Raw genomic sequence first — 17618 nt, forward strand, 5'->3', positions numbered from 1 at the left:
AGATGGGGAACTTCGACTTCGTACGCGTGGCGCTGCCGCCGCTGCACGGCGATTGCGCTCGTGCGGAGTCGTACCTGTCTTCCGACCCGCGATCGGCCTGTTTCTACAGTCGCCGAGTCGTCGAACTCCTCGTGGGGTACCTCTACGACGTGCTCTCGCTGCGCGAGCCGTACCGCGACGATCTGGCCGCGAAGATCAGCGACGCTGCGTTCAAGACACGCGTGCCGCCGACGATCACGCAGAAGCTGACCGCGATCCGGCGCATCGCGAACACGGCCGTCCATGACAACCGTCAGATCGGTCAAGACGTCTCGCTCGCGGTTCTCCGCGAGCTGTTCCACGTCGTCGTCTGGGTGTCGTACCACCACTCCCCGCGACCCAATGTGGTGCCGCTGCAGGGTCAGTTCGATCCCGCGGTGGCCGCGAGTGCGGCGCCTCTGTCTCGCGAAGAGGTCGCGCGTCTCGCAGAGAAGTTCCGTGAGCAGGACGAGGTGCACGCGCGTGTGCTCGCAGAGCGGGATGACCGGCTCGCCGCGCACGAGGCCGAGATCACCAAGCTGAAGGCGCAGATCGCGGTCGCCCAGGCGGCGGTCGCTCCCGACACGCGTGACTATGACGAGGCCGCTGCGCGCGATCTGTTCATCGACGTGCTGCTGCACGAGGCCGGGTGGCCGCTCGACCAGCCCCGTGACCGTGAGTACGAAGTCCACGGCATGCCCACCGCGGAAGGCCGCGGGTTCGTCGACTACGCCCTCTGGGGTGCCGATGGCCTGCCGCTCGCAGTGGTTGAAGCGAAGCGCACGGCGAAGTCGCCGGAGGTCGGTCAGCAGCAAGCGAAGCTGTACGCCGACTGCCTGGAGCGCGAGTTCGGACGCCGTCCGGTGATCTTCTACACCAATGGCTACGTCCACCGCATCTGGGATGACGCCGGAGGCTACCCGCCGCGGGAAGTCCAGGGCTTCTACACGCGCGACGAGCTGGAGTTGCTCGTCCAGCGCCGGCACACGAAGCAGCCGCTGTCCACCCAGCCTGTGAACACCGATATCGCGGGGCGCCCTTACCAGGTGCGTGCGATCAAGGCGGTCGGCGACGCGTTCGACCACAAGCAACGTGAGGCGCTGCTGGTGATGGCGACGGGGTCGGGTAAGACGCGGACGACGATCGCGCTCGTCGACCTGCTGCAGAAGGCGAACTGGGTGAAGCGGGTGCTCTTCCTCGCCGACCGGACCGCGCTCGTGAAACAGGCTGCGAACGCATTCAAGACGCACCTGCCGGGATCGACCACTGTCAACCTCGTGACCGAGAAGGCCATCGATGGGCGTGTCTACGTGTCGACCTACCCCACGATGATGAATCTCATCAATGAGGTCGACGACGACCTACGCCGGTTCGGCCCCGGCTACTTCGATCTCATCGTTATCGACGAGGCGCACCGCTCCATCTACGCCAAGTACGGCGCGATCTTCGACTACTTCGACGCAACGCTCGTCGGCCTCACCGCGACCCCGAAAGACGAGGTCGATCACAACACCTACCGGCTGTTCCACCTCGAAGACGGCGTCCCCACTGACAACTACTCCCTCGACGAGGCCGTCACCGAGGGGTACCTTGTGCCTCCGCGCGGGGTGAGCTTCGAAGGTGGGTTCCTGCGCTCCGGCATCCGCTACGACGATCTCAGCGAGGACGAGAAGGAACAGTGGGACTCGCTCGAGTGGGGCGATGACGGCCCGCCGGATGAAGTCGGCGCCGAGGAGATCAACCGGTTCCTGTTCAACGAAGACACCGTCGACAAGGTCCTCGAGACCCTGATGTTGCGTGGGTACAAGGTGGCCGGCGACGACCGGATCGGCAAGACGATCATCTTCGCCAAGAATCAGAAGCACGCCGAGTTCATCGAGCAGCGCTTCAACATCGCGTACCCCGAGTACGCAGGTCACTTCGCCCGCGTCGTCACCCACGGCACGCCCTACGCGCAGTCCCTCATCGACGACTTCTCGATCGCCGACAAGGCACCGCACATCGCGATCAGCGTCGACATGCTCGACACCGGCATCGACGTGCCCGAGGTCGTGAACCTCGTGTTCTTCAAGATGGTGCGCTCGAAATCGAAATTCTGGCAGATGATCGGCCGTGGAACGCGCCTGTGCCACGACCTGTTCGGGCCGGGTGAAGACAAGAAGGACTTCTTCGTCTTCGACTTCTGCGGCAACCTCGAGTACTTCAGCCAAGACCTCCCGGGCTCGCAGGGACAGACCCAGAAGTCTCTGTCGCAGCGCCTGTTCGAAGCTCGCCTCGGCCTTGTGACCGCGCTCGGCGACAACGAGCCCGAGCTGCGTTCGTCGACCGCATCCGCCCTGCAAACGATCGTTGCGGGAATGAATCTCGACAACTTCGTCGTCCGTCCCCATCGTGCCGCCGTCGAGGAGTTCGCTGAGGTGGATGCCTGGCACCGATTCACACCCTCGAAGGCAGAGCGGTTGTTGCGCGTCGCTGGATTGCCATCGTCGGTGCGCGACGATGATGAGGACGCGAAGAGGTTCGATCTGCTGATTCTCCGCCGCCAACTGGCACAACTCGATGGCGACGCGGTCCTCGCCGAACGGATCCGCGAGACCGTGCAGCAGATCGCGACAGCCCTCCTCAGTAAGACGGCCATCCCGTCGGTCGCGGAGCAGGCCGTCCTGCTGGAGTCCATCGCCGGCGACGAGTGGTGGATCGACGTAACGCTGCCAATGCTCGAGCTCGCCAGGCTGCGGATCCGCAGCCTGGTGCGGTTCATCGAGAAGACCCGTCGCAATCCCGTATACACAGACTTCGAAGACCTTCTGGGCGATGGCGCCGAGATCGACCTCCCGCGCGTCACACCGGGCACCGACTTCGAACGCTTCCGGTCGAAGGCGGAGGCATACCTCCGCCAGCACCTCGACAACTTGGCGCTTCAACGACTCAGGCGAAACAGGCAGCTCACTCCGGGCGATCTCATCGAACTAGAAGACATGCTCGTGGAGGCTGGCGCCGGCCCTGTCGACATCGTGTGGGCGAACGACCGTGTCGGGGGCCTCGGGATCTTCGTCCGCGGCCTCGTAGGGCTCGATCGGTCCGCCGCCGCAGAGGCGTTCGAAAGCTACCTCGACGAGACCAAGTTCACGGTCGATCAGATTCGCTTCGTGAACCTCATCGTCGACGAACTCACCCTCAACGGCGTAATGGATCCAGGGCGCCTCTTCGAGCCTCCCTACACCGACCATGCCCCGACCGGGCCCGACGTAATCTTCCCTGAAGCCGACGTCGAGGCGCTCGTGCAGACCCTGCGGGGCATCCGCGAGACGGCTGTCGCAGCTGACGTCGCCTAAGCAGATACTTCGGTCCTGCGCCGAACGAAGGCCATCGATCCGGCTGCATTCACACGTTGTCAAGAAGGGTCCTCCACGAAGCACGCAGCTCGACGAACCTGTCGCCGGGCCGTCCATTCAGCCGATTGTTGATCAGCGATCGCACCATACCTGGGCTCTAAGTCGTGACCCAGCCGACGAGGGCCTCCGACGACGTCGTGAGCTCGTGGAGTGCGGCGATCACCGTCTCCGCGACAGGGTGGCCCACATCGGTTCACCGGACCCGTCTCGAGGCGGGAGCGGGATGATCGTGCCGTCCACGTCGAACACGACGAGAACCCGTGAGACAGGCATCACGACGTCGTTGTCTCGGATCCGCGAGGTCCATCCGCCCCGTCAACGCTGAGTCTGGACACGTCAATCGCGAAGACGGCGGCAGATCGTGTTTGGGCTGCATCCCATGATGTCCGCGATCTGTGCCATCGTCTTGCGCTCGACTTCGTACAGATGCCTGACCCGCGCAACATCGATGTCCACTGTTACGGGACGACCACGACGAGTAGGCGTCGACGCGTCGGCAAGGATCCGTGAGATTGTCTGCCTGGAGACTCCCGCCATTTCCGCGAGTTCGTATGTCGTAGCGCCAGAGACGTACCCGACGACGATCTCATCGAGGGGCAGCTTCTCTTCTACCGCAGCAAACGCCGGGCGCGCCGCCGGCCATCCTCCTCCGGTCGAGTCTTCGGGCGCGATTTCCGGCGAAACCTCGAGCGGGGGCGCCCAGGTCAGAGGCTCGTTGATCCCTCGGCCGGCGAGGAACCTCAGTCCTACCCGATTGAGTGCGTCCCGTGCGCTCGCGGGTAGGTTGTCACCGAAGCGGTCAAGCTCTACGGCGGTGAGCTTCGGGTCAGCGGAGCGAGCCGCGTTGCCCGTGAGCTCGCGGTAGAGGAGTGCTCGCGCGCGGCGCCAACGACCTCCACCGCCCGGAGTGAGATTCAGCTCGTGGCAGATCTGATCCCACTCCTCCTCCACGAGCAGATCTCGACAGTCGAGAGCTCGTCGTCGCGCGTAATCGATTGGCACGTCGTGGTCATCGAGCCAAGCGGTCAGTCGAAGCAGGGCGAGAGCGGTCGTGCTGTCCTGGTCGGTTCCAGCGAGCATGCGCATGACATAGGTGACCTGGCGTACGGGGGCGGACGGGTCGATTAGGGCAAGAGCAGCCGAGTGTGTGAGGCGCGTTCCAGCGAACACTACGGCTGCTGACATCGCGACGGCGATGATCTCCCGACCGACCGAACGCGTCCCGGGCATCGGCGTGGGACCATACAGTCGCATCCAGGCGACCCATATCCGCGCGGGCACCTTCCGCGCGCGGTCCGCAGGGTTTCGCTCCGACATGGGTGCCGATTGGAGGAAGGCTGTGGGACGCCGCGTGCGGCCGAATGATGCTGCGATAAGAGCCTGAAGCTGCGGCGTGCAAAGTGTGCTCACTGCGTTGGGGGCGAGACGCCCACGGATCAGTCGGACGACCTGATATGGGTCAGCAATCGCCCCTACCGCAGCGGCACTACCGATTGCTGCGCCGACGGCCCCGGCCTCGTGCCCACGAAGGTGCTCAACGAGGTCGCGGCCCGGTGTCGCGATGACGTCGGTGTCGCCGGCCGTAATGGCTCGTAGCGCAACTCGAGACAGTAGGCGGATGTCCTCGAAGACCCGCACCGCGGGTTGCGGTGCTCCCGTGTAGATACCGGTGTGGGCTTCACCGGTGGACATAGTGCGCATCATCAGGCGCTGAGCCGTCAGCACGCCTTCGGGAGCAGGTTCCGTCTCGACACCGATGGTGAGGTCGGCATGACACGGGTGACGTGAGAATCGGCCACCACCTTGGACGGAGTTGTGGCATCTGCCGGGCTCCGGGATCTGCCCCAGAAGGTGGCCGCGCCGACGAGGCGGGGCACCACAGGCCGGGCAGAAATCCGCGAGTAGTCGACGGTGACGGAGACATGCGAACCCAAGCGTGAATTGCCACGACATCCGCCAGCGCCCGCCGGAGTCGAGGAGGCAGTCCGCGCAGTACCGACCTCCGCTGACCCCCGCGGCGCACTGATTGCTGATACGACCCGTGCGGGTGAAACGGATCATGTGCCGGGCGAACCACATGCGAGTCATCTCGTGAAACTGTGCTTCGGCGATCCCCGTAGACAGAGCCAGTCCCTTCGCCTGCTCATCAGAGAGCTGCGTTGTCCACCCGGAGACCGTGGTTTCATCGGCTGACGCGGGACGGCCATCTCTCCGCTCGATGAGGCCGAGCGCATAGGCAGTCTCGCCGACCGTCGCACGATAGTGGGCGGCCATCACTTCCAGCCACGAGTCGAACGGCTCGTCGGGGAGCGGCCGCACGCGAAACGGAAGGGGGCGAACGGATGCCGTCGTTGCTGTGATCATGTCACGCCGCCGGCTGGCGTTCGCTCGGTCTGTCGGACGAGCCGCGACGAGCACGTTTGGACCGCTCCTGCTTCTCGAGGCGCGCATGCAGCTCAGCTCTTTCAGTCTCTGCACCCTCGTCGATGCGGATCTCGTCGAGCAGCGTCCGATCGAGGTTCTCCTGCCCGGTTCGGATCGCGCGAGATGCCCCTCTGCGGATCAGATCCATGAGTGAGCCGATGTTGCCGGTTGTGCGTGCGAAGAGGTAGCGCGAAATCTCGACGAGCATCCCATCGTGCGCGCCGGCGAGCACCAGTGCCTGCTCGATGTGCCAGAGGAGCCGGTCCCATTCTTTGCGTGCATGCACCGTCCTCATACTGTAAGACTCGAGGCCGAGGACCGTCCACCGCCGGAAGGTCTGGGCCATTGCTGCCGCCTCACCTTCCGCGCCCTCGCCGACGAGGCCGCGTTCGCGAAGCGCGACACCGGCGAAGAGGAGTGTCGCGGCGTACTCGTTGGATAGCCATTTCAGCTGGTTGGCGACTTCGACGCCGTCCCGAGTTCGCATGTTGAGAAAGTGCAGGTCGTCGATGATCACCAGGCGCGTGTCATGGCGCTCAATGCAGTCGGCCGCGGCCCTGGCGAGATCGCGTCCTGCTACTGAGCGGTGCAGCGTGCCGGCGGTTGACGGGTGTGCGTAGAAGCCGAGGATCATTATGTGCAGCCCCTTGATCGTGAGCTTTCCCGGCACCGTGATGTGACAGACCGGGAGGTGAATAATGTCGTGATCCGAGTCGAGGTACTCGCCGACCTCGGCGATCCGCTGTCGGTGGAAGTCCCGTCCGAACGTGTTCACGACCGTTGACTTTCCAAGCGCGGGCGGCGCATCGATCGCCGCGGCGGACTTGATCCGGTCGGAGTCCTGCAGATTGCTGTCGATGATGTCGTTCAGCTGGGTGTGCACGCTCTCCAGGCTTCGCGTACGCAGCAGGATGTTCGCGTGCCAGGCTCGCCGTTCGGCGTCGTAGCGCGCTCGCGTGGCAGTGTCGAGCGCATCGAGTTGTGCGCGAGTGAGAAGCTCGGGGCGTCGTCGGGCGGGCCGCTCGGCGAAGTCCTTCCACCCTTCATAGGTGGACAGGCTCCGCTGCCGCGGGACGGGCTGCGCAGCGAGGGCGCTGGCTGTCGAAGTCATTGGATCATCTCCATCGGCTCGAAGTTGTAGTCGGCTCCGAGGGTGGGCTCGTCGATGTCGTCCTCATCATCGTCGTCGCCCTTCTGAGGTACGTCGCCATGCGCCTTCGGGTCACGGATCGGACCAGTCAGCTCCTCGGTGAACGTGTCGGTCGGTGCGAGCTCGGCATCGAGCATTCGCTGGATCGATCGCAGCGACCAGATGCCGTCGGGATCCGGCTCGCGGTCGTTCAGAAGCGCGGCCATGCGAGCGCTCATCCGTCGCTCCGCCGGCGTGAGTGCGCGCCCGGCTCCCCAGTCCTCGAGCAACTGTGCGGCGACCTGATCGACTTGCGACGGGCGGCCCTGCTTGACCGCGATCTTCTTGGCGTACGTGAGCGCATCGAGACTGAACGGAGTGTCGAGGGCGCCCTTGTGCTCCCAATCGAGCGTGTGCCAGGTGTTGTCTTCGGGATCGCGAAAGTAGATCTGCGTCAGGTCGTCCGGGTTGATCACGAACGGCCACGTCCTGCCTTTCTCGGTGTGGATCGACCGCGCGCGGTTGCGGTACTTGACGACTGCCTCGCCCGTGTAGCGAAGCCCGTGGATCTCCACCCCGTAGTGGTTGAACCGGCGCTTGACGACCGGCAGCAGTTCGAGCAGAACACTGCGTTCGGTCGGCATCCGCAGCGTCCCGGCGACGGCGAGGCCCTGGTCGTACCGTTCGGCCGGGCTGAGCTTCACGCCTGGCAGCTTCGGGTCTTGGAGGGAGTCGTGCGGACGGAGGTGATAGACGGTCGCCACCCACTCGCGGATGATCTGCTCGAGCTGGGCCACCGTGTACACCGCGTCGCCCTCGGGGTCATCGCCACGGCCGGAGATATCGGCGCCCTTGTAGCCGGGCAGCTCCTGCAAGAAGGTGTCGAGCGTCCTGAAGAATCGCTCCTGCGGGCCCTTATCGGTCGGCTGGTAGACGCGAGCGGGCTGGATCGAGATACCGATTCGCGCACACGCACTGGTGACGTGCTCCGACAGGTACGGCGCGCCGTGATCGACGACGATCGTCTCCGGCAGAATGCCCGCGCGAACAAATCGAGGCATGCCGATCCGGGCGGGGTCGGCCACGACCGTGTCCGGTACGCCGTGGTACGGCCAGCGTGCCCGCCTTTCCCAGTCAGGCGGGGCCTCGAACGGTTGGCACGCTTCCATCAGCACCCCGGCCACGTCGACGGACTTCGTCGAACCTGGGGTGAGACGCAACCCGACGATGCAGCGCGAGTAGACGTCCATCGCGACGGTGAGATCTGCGCACACCCACTTCCCGGTTACCGGCGCGATGGCGAAGACGTTGAGCGGAGTCGTGTCCATGTACACGTACTGTCCTGGCCTCGTCGCATGCAGCCGCCCGTACGGGCCAGTGGGCCGATTCGCGTTCGAGCGCTTCCGCTTCGTGCTGCCAGAGAATGTCGCCCTGCCTCGAGTCAGCTCATCGAGGATCTTGTAGGCCGCGCTGCGGGATGGCGAAGCGACCACGTCGGCGCCAAAGAGTCGCGCGACGCGGGCATTGATACGGGCGATGATGATGGTCTTCGCAACCTTCGACTCCGGAGTCTGCTCATCGATGACATCGCGCGCGGCGTCCACCCATCGTTCGTCGAAGTTCATGAGCGCCTGGCCCGGCTGGGCGCTGCGATTGTCCACCAGCCCGGCCTCGCCGGCTTCCCGATATCTCGCGATCCATCGCTCGATCGTGCGGTGTCCCTTGCCCAGCTCCGCGGCCTTCGCTGCGATCCGTTGCTCCAGACAGTTGTCGGGGTGGAACAACTCCCGTGGCTCGCCCTCTCGTGCGACGTCCGCGCCCCCAGCCGTGTACCCGGTGAGGACTTCGCGGACGTGATCCGCGCGCTCCTGCGCCCGCGCTTGGGCCGCCTTGGTCGCGTCGGCCCAGATCACGCCGAGCGGTGCAGCTTCTTCTTCGGCTCGAGTGCGGCCGGGAATGTGTGCGAGGCCCCCTTCGGCGCGAGGCCGCAGGAGCTCGACGAGCCGGAGGCGTCGAACTCGACCTGCCCGGGTGCGGATGATCACGGCGCCGTCTGCGACCTCGATGACTGTAGCGGCCTCGCCGTCATAGACCAGATCGGCGCCTGCTTGCAGGATCCACGTATTGCTCATTTCAATCTCCTGTTCGTCGTGGTGGCTGTGCTCGTCCTGGACTCACTCGCCCCGGCTCGAGCAGACTCGTTCGTCCCAGCGGGAGGGTGAGATCCGTGCCGAGGAGACGAGTCCAGATCAGGTGAAGAACGAGCGCCCGAGCCCGCCGGCGGTCGCCGGTGATCGGCTGAACGAACTCGACCGCTTCGCCGAAGGTCTGGGGTGTTCGGAGCGATTCGATCGCGGCAGCGACTTCCTTGTCGATGAACTGGAACGCGCGCCGGTAGCCAGCGAGGAACTGGACGTTCGCGAACAGGATCGGATCAGGCTCGGACAACACCCGGTACTCCCAGCCGTGCGCCTCGATCACCCGCCGCGACCACCTCAGCGAGTCCCGCACCTTGGGCAGCGACAGCTTCTCCGCCGGTTTCACATCGACCACGCAGACGGACTCGTCGGCGTGAGCGATCAGGAAGTCAGGGATGTGCCGACGAGTGGTGCCGCGATCATCGCCTTCGATCAGGAAGGGTTGCGACAGCAGCCTTCGCACTCGCGGATCGAAGTCGAGCAGCAGCAGATTGGCGTATTCCAGCCTCGACTCGTAGCCGACCGGAGCGTCCATCGTGGCGGACCAGTAATTGCCTGAGAAATGACGCTGCCCCTTGTACCAGCGGAACTCCCGCCATGGGACCGCTGATTCGAACAGCCGCAGCCGAGCGTCCGTTATCGGAATGGACTCGACGTGATCGGCAGACTTGCGGATCTGAATCGTCGCAGGCCGCACGCTCATCGCGGCGATCTTCCATGCCGCGGCTGCCGCTCGGCTGTACCTCGGCCGACGCTGCCTGTTTCACCGCTGCTCCCTCGCGAGTCGCTCCGCATTGGGCAATGGTCGCGGCGCATCAGGTGCACACGAAAGGTGCCGACCCGACATAGATTCGGCAATCACGAGTAACGGTAACGCTATTGATTCATTGCCTGACCCTTGATACGCGAATACCGAATCTGTCCGACGATTCTCACTATATCCTGATGTATGAGCAGAAAACAGACCCACCGAGCCGTTCATCACGAGGGTTACCGAATCCGGTGCCATCGACCGGTTCCCGGCGAGTGGTGGTGTGCGACACTCAAGGAGTGACGATCGTGGAACCTATGGCACCAGCCGGCCCCGCCGCGCCCGAGGTATCACGCCTGGTCTTCGGGAACAGTCACATGTTCGGCGTCATGGTCGAGATCGCTTCGCTAGGCGGTCGCACCTTCTCGTCGAAGCAGATCAGTGACGCGACTCAGCTCTCACCCGGCATCGTGCACCCCCTGATCCAGAAGCTGCGACGCGCTCACTTCATCGAGTTCGTCGAGAAGGTCCATGGAGAGCGCACCCTTCTGTACCGGGTGGTCGAAAATCACGTGTGGGAAGCTGCCAGCCGCTACGCGGAAGAGCGCGACGCAGCCGAAGAGCGCCCAGCCTCGTAGCACCACACAGCAGGCGAGAGCCCGACCGGAGATTCTTGGCTCACCGTGCCAAGAATCTCGCGCGTCCCCGAAATGTGGCGGAACCGCCACATGTCCGTCATCTGCTCGTGGAAACCGCCAACTTCACGCGGAACCTACAAGTTGAAGTCCCCGCCTGGCGCCATGTCCATGAAGCGTGAGTAGTGGCCCTGGAACGCGACGGTGATCGTGGCGGTCGGGCCGTTACGGTGTTTGGCGACGATCAGGTCGGCCTCACCCGGGCGCACGTCCTTGTCGTAGACCGAGTCGCGATGCAGCAGGATCACCATGTCGGCATCCTGCTCGATCGAGCCGGATTCACGCAGGTCGCTGATGGCGGGCTTCTTGTCCTGACGCTGCTCGGGGCCACGGTTCAGCTGCGAGAGCGCGATCACGGGCACCTGCAGCTCCTTGGCGAGCAGCTTCAGCGCACGCGAGAACTCCGAGACCTCCTGCTGACGCGACTCGACGCGCTTGCCGCTCGTCATCAGCTGCAGGTAGTCGATGATGACCATCCTCAGGCCGGCGCGCTGCTTCAACCGGCGGCACTTCGCGCGGATCTCGACGAGGGTCATGTTGGGGCTGTCGTCGATGTACAGCGGGGCGTCGTTGATACGTCCGCGCGTGGAGGCCACCGTCGTCCAGTCGCGAGGGTCGAGCGTGCCCTTGCGCATGTTCTGCAGCGGGATCGCGCCCTCTGCGCTGAGCAGGCGCATCGCGATCTCGCTCTTGCCCATCTCGAGCGAGAAGAAGATCGAGGGCTCATTGTGCCCGATGGATGCCGCACGTGCGAAGTCCAGCGCCAGCGTCGACTTTCCCATGGCCGGTCGAGCGGCGACGACGATCATCTGCCCGCCGTGCAGGCCGTTGGTGAGTTCGTCGAGTTCACGGAAGCCGGTCGGTATGCCGGTCATGGTGCCGTCGCGGCCGTTCGCCGCCTCGATCTCCTCGACCGCGGCATCCACTGCCACGGTCAGCGGCACGTAATCCTCTGCCGTCTCGGATCCGGTCACCGAGTAAATCTCGGCCTGTGCGTTGTTGACGATGTCCGTGGCATCGCCCTCTCCCGCATAGCCGAGCTGCACGATACGCGTCCCCGCGTCGACCAGGCGACGCAGAATCGCGCGCTCCGACACGATCCCGGCGTAGTAGCCGGCATTCGCCGCCGTGGGGACGATCGAAGTCAGTGTGTGCAGGTAGTCGGCACCGCCCGCACGGCCCAGCTCGCCCGTCTTGATGAGCTCATCGGTGACGGCGACGACGTCGGTCGGCTCGCCGTGCGAGTACAGCGACAGGATCGCCTCGAAGATCAGCTCGTGCTTGGGCACATAGAAGTCGGCGCCCTTGAGCGTCTCGATCACATCGGCGACGGCATCCTTCGAAAGCAGCATGCCGCCGAGCGCGCTCTGTTCGGCGAGCAGGTCATGCGGAGGGGTCCGCTCAGGTGGCCTGGAGCCGCCCAGACGCTCTTCTGAGACCTCTGCGATCGACAACCGTGCTCCTCCCCCGCGACCGCCCGATGACGGGCAGTCTGCCTGTGCGACCGGATCGGGCTCCGCCCGTGCGCACAGCGAATCATGGGCCTCGGACATCCGGTCTCGCCCACGCTATGAGCAGGGTTATCCCCATGCAAGACCCCCTGTGGATAACTCTGTGGAGAGTGTGCGGAGAACTCCGGAGTGTCTGTGCAGAACGCCTGTGGACAAGTCGGTGGAGAGCTCGGATTTGAAGTCCGGTTTTATCTGTTGAACAGGTTTTCTTCCGTCCACACACATGTGGATAGAAACCTACTTCAAGACGAGATTGAAGGTTGAGAGCTGCCGGATCGAATGTGTAGAACTTGGGGAAAGTCAAGCCGCCCCGCTGCCCGGGCGTTGCGCCTTTGTGGAGTTCCTCAGCGGTCTGGACACGCATCCCCGTCCCGGGGTACTGTCCAACGGTCGCATGTCATCCGGCGGCACCGGGTGACGACGACGAGGGAGGAACGATCGTGCGCTTCGCAGCCACAGGTCGCCGCAGCAGTGCGGCACTGATCTGGTGTGGCTTCGGTGTGCTCGTCTGGGCGATACTGAGCGTTCTCTTCGGCGGCTCTGCCGCACACGCCGACGACGACCGCGACCGCGGTGGTCCTCCCGCAACCACCGTCTCCTCCCTGTCTTCGCAAGCGCATTCTCAGGCCGCAGGAGCCGCGCAGCGAGCGCGTGACGCCGGGCAGGTCGGGCCGAACGAGGCACGTCCCGCTCCCTCCGCAGCGCGCGAGCCCGCACCCGCGCGCGAGAAGGCGAAGCCCGTCCCCGTTGTGACTTCCTCGCAAGTCGACGCCGGCAGTTCCCCGCGTGCCACCGAGTCATCGCCGCGGACCGAGCAGCCCACCGTTCAGGCGGCGCTCTCGATGGCGAAGCCCGAGGTACGTGCGACGCCCGTTACCCCAGAGGCTGCAGTTCGTCGGGCTGCGATGAACACCCGCACCGTGACGCCGCACGTCGAACCGGCAGCAGCGCCGAACACGGCCACCACAGGTGCTCAGGGCGTCGCGCTCCGCGCGTCGGTGAGCGCCGTCTTCGAACAGACGTCATCCTCCGCGAGGGCGGTGACCGATCAGGCGACAGGGCCCGTACGCGCTGTCAACCAGCTAGATCGCCTCACGTCGAAGATCAAGGAGCTGCCCGAGGCGGCCGCCGCGGCCGGACCACGTGGTCGCGCCGACCTGGGACACGGCGTGGACGGCCTGCGTTCGCGCGGCGGACAGCACCGCGCCGAACATCCCCGCCACGGGTTCGAGGATGCGTCACGACCTGCCCCTCGTGTCGAGGCGGTGTCGGGTGCGAGCCTTTCGACCGCCCGGGCGGCCGTCGCCCCGCCAAGGCCGGCAAGCGCCGTGACCGCGGCGCAGCCGGAGCGCGAGGGGCCCGCTACCGACGAGCCGCGCCGCACGATCTCGCCACCGGCTGCGCCGACTTCGGCATCCGCCTCGGCTTCCGGCGTGACGCCCGGTGCCGCCCATCTGCCGGCTGCGGAAGATCCTGACCTTCGCGCCGTTATCGTGTGCTCTGCGCACGCGACCGACGACGCACTCCCCGCCGGGCCTGCGGGCTCGACCGACAGCTCCCCCGACTGATCGCGGCCGCCGCCGACACTGCGCCGGCGCAATCGCGCTGACGCGCGACGTCCACGACCGCTCACTCAGTCAGGAGCACTTCTGATGCGCGCACACACGCCGCACGGCCTTCACGGCCACCGCCGCTTCCGCACGGCATGACGACTTCCGCCGGCGCCGCGGAGCCTTCGGGGGAAGGCCGACGCCGCCGGCGGATCGGATGCCGCACCTGCGCCCCGTGACGACTCCCAGCGTCCCGCGCGACGCGGCATCCAGCGGCGCCGTGGAGCCCCCTCCTCCACGGCGCCGCCCTCGAGCGGTTCTCGGCGCCCCTCTGCCGACCGCTCCGGCAGGTGCCTCGCTCCCCTCGCGAGGCACCTGCCCCCTGTTTCGGTGATCGACGTCTCGATTCGTCGCATGGTATGCGCACGACAGCGTCAGATACGCGGATGATCAGTCCCACGGGAGCTTGACGACCGGCAGGATGTAGACCCGGCCGTTCACCGCCGTCGGATGCTTCGACATGTACGCCGCGGCCTCGTCGATCGAGTCCGCCGTGATGATGTCGTACCCGGCGAACCACTCCTTGAACTCGGGAAACGGTCCGTCGGTGACGAGCGCCTTTCCATCGCGGACGGCGACGGATTTGGCGGATTCCGGGCTCGCGACGGGTGCACCATCGTGCAACCGCCCCGCGGCTTGGCCTTCCTCGAACCATTCCCCGAGCAGACGCTGATCTTCGTCACGCGACAGCGGCTCGCCTGTGGACTCGGTCATGTGGATGACCAGGTACCGATTGCTCATGAGCTCTCTCCATTCATCTCGATCTCAGGGGTTTCCGTTAAAAGGGGGGCCAGCTGATCTCGGCGCCGGATGAGGTGCGCCCTCTCGGCGGTGTTGCCGGCCAGTTCGATGGCGACCCCGTAAGCATCGCTCGCCGCCTGCGATCTTCCGGCCGCGCGCAGCAACTCTGCGCGCGCGACGTGAAAGGCGTGGAATCCACCGAGGGCGCCTCGGAGACGTTCCACGATGTCCAATGCCGCCGACGGCGAATCGCGCTCACCGATCGCGATGGCCTTGTTCAAGGTGACGAAAGGGCTGGGGTCGATAGTCTCGAGTGCCTCGTAGAGCGAGACGATCCGGCCCCACCGCGTGTCCCTGGCATGCGGCGCCGTTACATGGACGGCGTTGATCGCCGCCAGCAGCGCGAACCGGCCGGGCCGCGGGCCGCCGACCGAGCTCGGATCGAGCTGCAGAAGTGCGAGACCCTCCGCGATCAGTGCCCGATCCCACGATCCTCGGTCCTGTTCGTCCAGCCGCAGGAGTTCGCTCCCGTCGGCACTGAGCCGCGCGGCGGCACGCGCCTCCGTGAGCAGCATCAGCGCCAAGAGGCCCTTCGCCTCCGGATCGGCCGGGAGCAGATCCCTCACTAGACGGGTCAGGCGGATCGCCTCCGCTGTCAGCTCTCGGCGCAGTGGTGCCGCGTCGGACCCTGACGCGAGGTATCCCTCATTGAACACGAGGTAGAGCACGGCGAGCACACCTTCGATGCGCTCGGGCAGGTCGGCCGGCGTGGGCAGGGAGTACGGAATCCGGGCCGCCCTGATCTTCGCCTTGGCTCGCGTGATGCGCTGAGCGATCGTGCTCTCCTGCACGAGGAAGGCATGAGCGATCTCGCCGACGGTGAGGCCGCCGACGATGCGAAGCGTCAGTGCGACGCGGGCCTCCATCGACAGCGTTGGATGGCAGCAGATGAAGAGCAGTCGCAGCCGGTCGTCGTCCACGACCCCGACCGGTTCGCTCCGGCTGGCGTCGAAGAGCTCCAGCGCCTCCAGGTGCTTTGCGTCCCGGCGCGCGTCACGACGCAGTCTGTCGATCGCCTTCCGATTCGCAGTGGTTGTGACCCAACCGCCAGGATTGGGCGGGACACCGTCTACGGGCCAGTGTGCGACTGCCGACGCGAACGCCTCCGCGGTCATCTCTTCGGCCAGGTCCAGATCGCCGCAGCGGCGAGCCAGCCCCGCAACGATCCGAGCCCACTCCTCGCGGTGCGTTCGCTCCAGCGCTTCCCGCGCCGCCCCGCTGTGCGGTGCGGCGGCGATCGCTTCTTCGGCGTTAATCCCTGAGCCCTCGCTCTCTCTTCTTGTGCGGCTTCATTCCTGCTGCCGCTACGAATGCTACGAACGAGATCCGCCGACTTCGACATCGCTCCCAGAACTGGCGCGCATTCCCGATCGTCGCTCGCCATCGCCGTTCCGGCGATGTTCTCATGGGCGCTCACGTTCGTGCGGAACAGGAGGATCGCCATCATAGGGTCGTGATGCATCCGCACGAAGTCCCCCCTCCATCTCGCGGCGTGCGGACGGGCTGCCCGCTTGCCGCACACATGATCCACGAACGGGGGCGCGCTGATTCGACAAGGGACCTCCACGCCGGTTGAGGAGTCCGTTCGCAGAGGCCATAGACCTTCGCCGGGGGAAGGCGTATCGTGGCGCCAACACCGGGCCGGTCGGCCCGACCTCCGAAGGGCGGAGCGTGAAGACGGGAACCTTTCGACTGCAGGCGCCGGGGGCGCTGCTGTGGGGTGCCCTGATCGTCCTCGGATGGGCGGCCCTCAGCTCGCTGCTCGGTGCGGACACCGCGCACGCCGCCGAAGACGACGAACCGTCCGGTCTCACATCGGTCATCAGCGGACCGGTGAAGGTTGTCACCGCTACTGTCAGCGACGTCGTGGATGCCGCGGCGCAGCCCGTCGCCGAGGTCACAGCCGGGGCGGTCGGCGAGGTGCTCGCGCCTGTGGCTGCTCCTGTAGTGAAGGGCGCCGAGAAGGCAGTGGATGCGGTCATGGCCACTCCCGTCGTGGGGTCTCCGACGAAGAATGCCGTCTCGGAGACGCGCGATATTGCGACCTCGACGGTTCAGCCGGTCGTCGCGGTGGTGACGAACGACCCTGTCACGCGGGTGCTGCAGCCGGTGACCGATGCGATCGCCGCGGTGCCCGTCGTCGGGGGCGCGCTCGACGAGCTCGGCGTGCTCGATCTCGTCGACCGTACTGCAGGCACGGTTGACGACATCCTCGATGCGACCGATCCCGTGCTGACCGTGACAGTCCCGGATGTCGTCGACGGCGGGGTCGCCCCGGCCCCGATGCCGATCGCGCGAGGAGCGCTTCCGGATGCTGTGGCGACTTCCGCCACGGTGTCGGATGGGGCCGTGGTCCGCTCCGCGACTGAGGTCGTCACCGGTCATCGCCACGCCGCTTCTCCCGGACGCGAGGATTCCGTTGCGGCGTCTTCGTCACCGCGCCCGAGCACGACTCCACCCGGCATGACGGTCGCGCCCCCGGGTACGCACGACCCGCCCGCTGCCCCCAGTGCTGTCGCGAGCCCTGCCGGCGCGTCGGCCGGCTCGCCGGCGAGTGCGCACGAAGCTGACGGAGCCCGTGACGATCCCGGGGTCACCCGGGAGCCGTCCACGGATCCCTCGCTGCCGCCGTCTCCGGCGAGCAGCACCGACGTCTCTCCTGACTGATGAGGGCTGCGCCGATCTCCGGATCGGCACAAGCCTGGTCGCACGGCCGTGCGACCTCCACCTCATTCAGATCAGGAGTTGAATCATGCGAACAACCGTGAAGCACGTCCTCTGGGGCGCGCTCATCGCCGGCGGCATCTCACTGCTCGGCGCGACAGCCGCGAACGCGGCCGAGACCGGCGGAGACGACAGTCTCCTCGGAGGCAGTCAGGCAGTGGTCCACATCACGTCGCCGATCAGCATCAACGACAACGCCATCGCGATCGTCGGGGACAGCGACGCCAGTGACACGTCCACGGCGGCCGTGACGGGCTCGGCACCGGCTACGGAGTCCGACGCCCACACCGACGGGAGCGATGGCACCGCCTCGGGCAGCCAGGTCGTGGCGCCGGTCACCGCACCGGTCAACGTCTCAGGCA

At 66.0% G+C, this 17618-nt stretch carries 12 protein-coding genes and 1 pseudogene; 5 read left to right on the plus strand and 8 right to left on the minus strand.

All coding sequences use genetic code 11. The features are described 5' to 3' along the window. Positions 1 to 2 precede the first annotated feature (2 nt). Positions 3 to 3353, plus strand: a complete 3351-nt coding sequence (locus RIN43_RS01545; protein ID WP_309127109.1) for a DEAD/DEAH box helicase family protein — start codon at positions 3 to 5, stop codon at positions 3351 to 3353. 396 nt (positions 3354 to 3749) lie between these two features. On the opposite strand, the gene RIN43_RS01550 is transcribed toward RIN43_RS01545, so the two are convergent. From RIN43_RS01550 to RIN43_RS01565, 4 genes are read right to left on the minus strand one after another with little or no spacing between them, the layout of a single operon-like run. Further along, on the minus strand, positions 3750 to 5777 hold the full coding sequence (locus RIN43_RS01550) for a TniQ family protein (RefSeq protein WP_309127110.1): 2028 nt from the start codon (positions 5775 to 5777) through the stop codon (positions 3750 to 3752). Between the two features lies 1 nt (position 5778). Beyond that, positions 5779 to 6948 carry a TniB family NTP-binding protein gene (locus RIN43_RS01555; RefSeq protein ID WP_309127111.1) on the minus strand — a complete coding sequence of 390 codons (1170 nt, stop codon included), beginning with the start codon at positions 6946 to 6948 and terminating at the stop codon, positions 5779 to 5781. Next, positions 6945 to 9098 carry a DDE-type integrase/transposase/recombinase gene (locus tag RIN43_RS01560; RefSeq protein WP_309127112.1) on the minus strand — a complete coding sequence of 718 codons (2154 nt, stop codon included), beginning with the start codon at positions 9096 to 9098 and terminating at the stop codon, positions 6945 to 6947. Before RIN43_RS01560 ends, RIN43_RS01555 begins: the two co-directional genes overlap by 4 nt. Before the next feature lies 1 nt (position 9099). Next, positions 9100 to 9867 carry a TnsA-like heteromeric transposase endonuclease subunit gene (locus RIN43_RS01565; protein WP_309127113.1) on the minus strand — a complete coding sequence of 256 codons (768 nt, stop codon included), beginning with the start codon at positions 9865 to 9867 and terminating at the stop codon, positions 9100 to 9102. Between the two features lie 347 nt (positions 9868 to 10214). Between RIN43_RS01565 and RIN43_RS01570 the strand changes: the two genes are divergently transcribed. Then, a complete protein-coding gene (locus RIN43_RS01570; protein ID WP_309127114.1) occupies positions 10215 to 10553 on the plus strand; it encodes a hypothetical protein in 339 nt (112 codons plus the stop codon). Positions 10554 to 10687: 134 nt separating this feature from the next. On the opposite strand, the gene dnaB is transcribed toward RIN43_RS01570, so the two are convergent. Further along, positions 10688 to 12064: a replicative DNA helicase gene (gene dnaB, locus RIN43_RS01575; protein ID WP_309127115.1), complete on the minus strand. Its 1377-nt coding sequence runs from the start codon at positions 12062 to 12064 to the stop codon at positions 10688 to 10690. A gap of 962 nt (positions 12065 to 13026) precedes the next feature. On the opposite strand from dnaB, the gene RIN43_RS01580 reads away from it, so the two are divergent. After that, positions 13027 to 13689 (plus strand): hypothetical protein, encoded by a 663-nt coding sequence (locus tag RIN43_RS01580; protein WP_309127116.1) that lies wholly within the window; start codon positions 13027 to 13029, stop codon positions 13687 to 13689. A gap of 432 nt (positions 13690 to 14121) precedes the next feature. Here RIN43_RS01580 and RIN43_RS01585 read toward each other — a convergent pair whose 3' ends face one another. The 3 genes and pseudogenes from RIN43_RS01585 to RIN43_RS01595 form a co-directional block, all read right to left on the minus strand. Next, positions 14122 to 14472 carry a YciI family protein gene (locus tag RIN43_RS01585; protein ID WP_309127117.1) on the minus strand — a complete coding sequence of 117 codons (351 nt, stop codon included), beginning with the start codon at positions 14470 to 14472 and terminating at the stop codon, positions 14122 to 14124. Continuing rightward, entirely contained in the window at positions 14469 to 15452 is a 984-nt protein-coding gene (locus RIN43_RS01590) for a DUF6596 domain-containing protein (protein WP_309127118.1), read from the minus strand. Before RIN43_RS01590 ends, RIN43_RS01585 begins: the two co-directional genes overlap by 4 nt. Positions 15453 to 15527: 75 nt before the next feature. Then, positions 15528 to 15788 (minus strand): annotated as a pseudogene (locus RIN43_RS01595) (sigma factor); the annotation flags it as partial. A gap of 415 nt (positions 15789 to 16203) precedes the next feature. Between RIN43_RS01595 and RIN43_RS01600 the strand changes: the two are divergent. Both RIN43_RS01600 and RIN43_RS01605 read left to right on the plus strand, forming a co-directional pair. Beyond that, positions 16204 to 17199, plus strand: a complete 996-nt coding sequence (locus tag RIN43_RS01600; RefSeq protein ID WP_309127119.1) for a hypothetical protein — start codon at positions 16204 to 16206, stop codon at positions 17197 to 17199. 85 nt (positions 17200 to 17284) lie between these two features. After that, on the plus strand, positions 17285 to 17618 hold a 334-nt coding region (locus tag RIN43_RS01605; RefSeq protein ID WP_309127120.1), incomplete at its 3' end, for a chaplin family protein.

This window comes from Microbacterium sp., from assembly GCF_031178445.1.
GTDB lineage: Bacteria > Actinomycetota > Actinomycetes > Actinomycetales > Microbacteriaceae > Microbacterium.

Bases quoted from the DNA above. Each gene is read 5' to 3' on its own strand.
- RIN43_RS01580 (WP_309127116.1), top strand. From the start codon at position 13,027: ATGAACACCCGCACCGTGACGCCGCACGTCGAACCGGCAGCAGCGCCG.
- RIN43_RS01550 (WP_309127110.1), bottom strand. From the start codon at position 5,777: ATGATCACAGCAACGACGGCATCCGTTCGCCCCCTTCCGTTTCGCGTG.
- RIN43_RS01555 (WP_309127111.1), bottom strand. From the start codon at position 6,948: ATGACTTCGACAGCCAGCGCCCTCGCTGCGCAGCCCGTCCCGCGGCAG.
- RIN43_RS01545 (WP_309127109.1), top strand. From the start codon at position 3: ATGGGGAACTTCGACTTCGTACGCGTGGCGCTGCCGCCGCTGCACGGC.
- RIN43_RS01560 (WP_309127112.1), bottom strand. From the start codon at position 9,098: ATGAGCAATACGTGGATCCTGCAAGCAGGCGCCGATCTGGTCTATGAC.
- RIN43_RS01585 (WP_309127117.1), bottom strand. From the start codon at position 14,472: ATGAGCAATCGGTACCTGGTCATCCACATGACCGAGTCCACAGGCGAG.
- RIN43_RS01565 (WP_309127113.1), bottom strand. From the start codon at position 9,867: ATGAGCGTGCGGCCTGCGACGATTCAGATCCGCAAGTCTGCCGATCAC.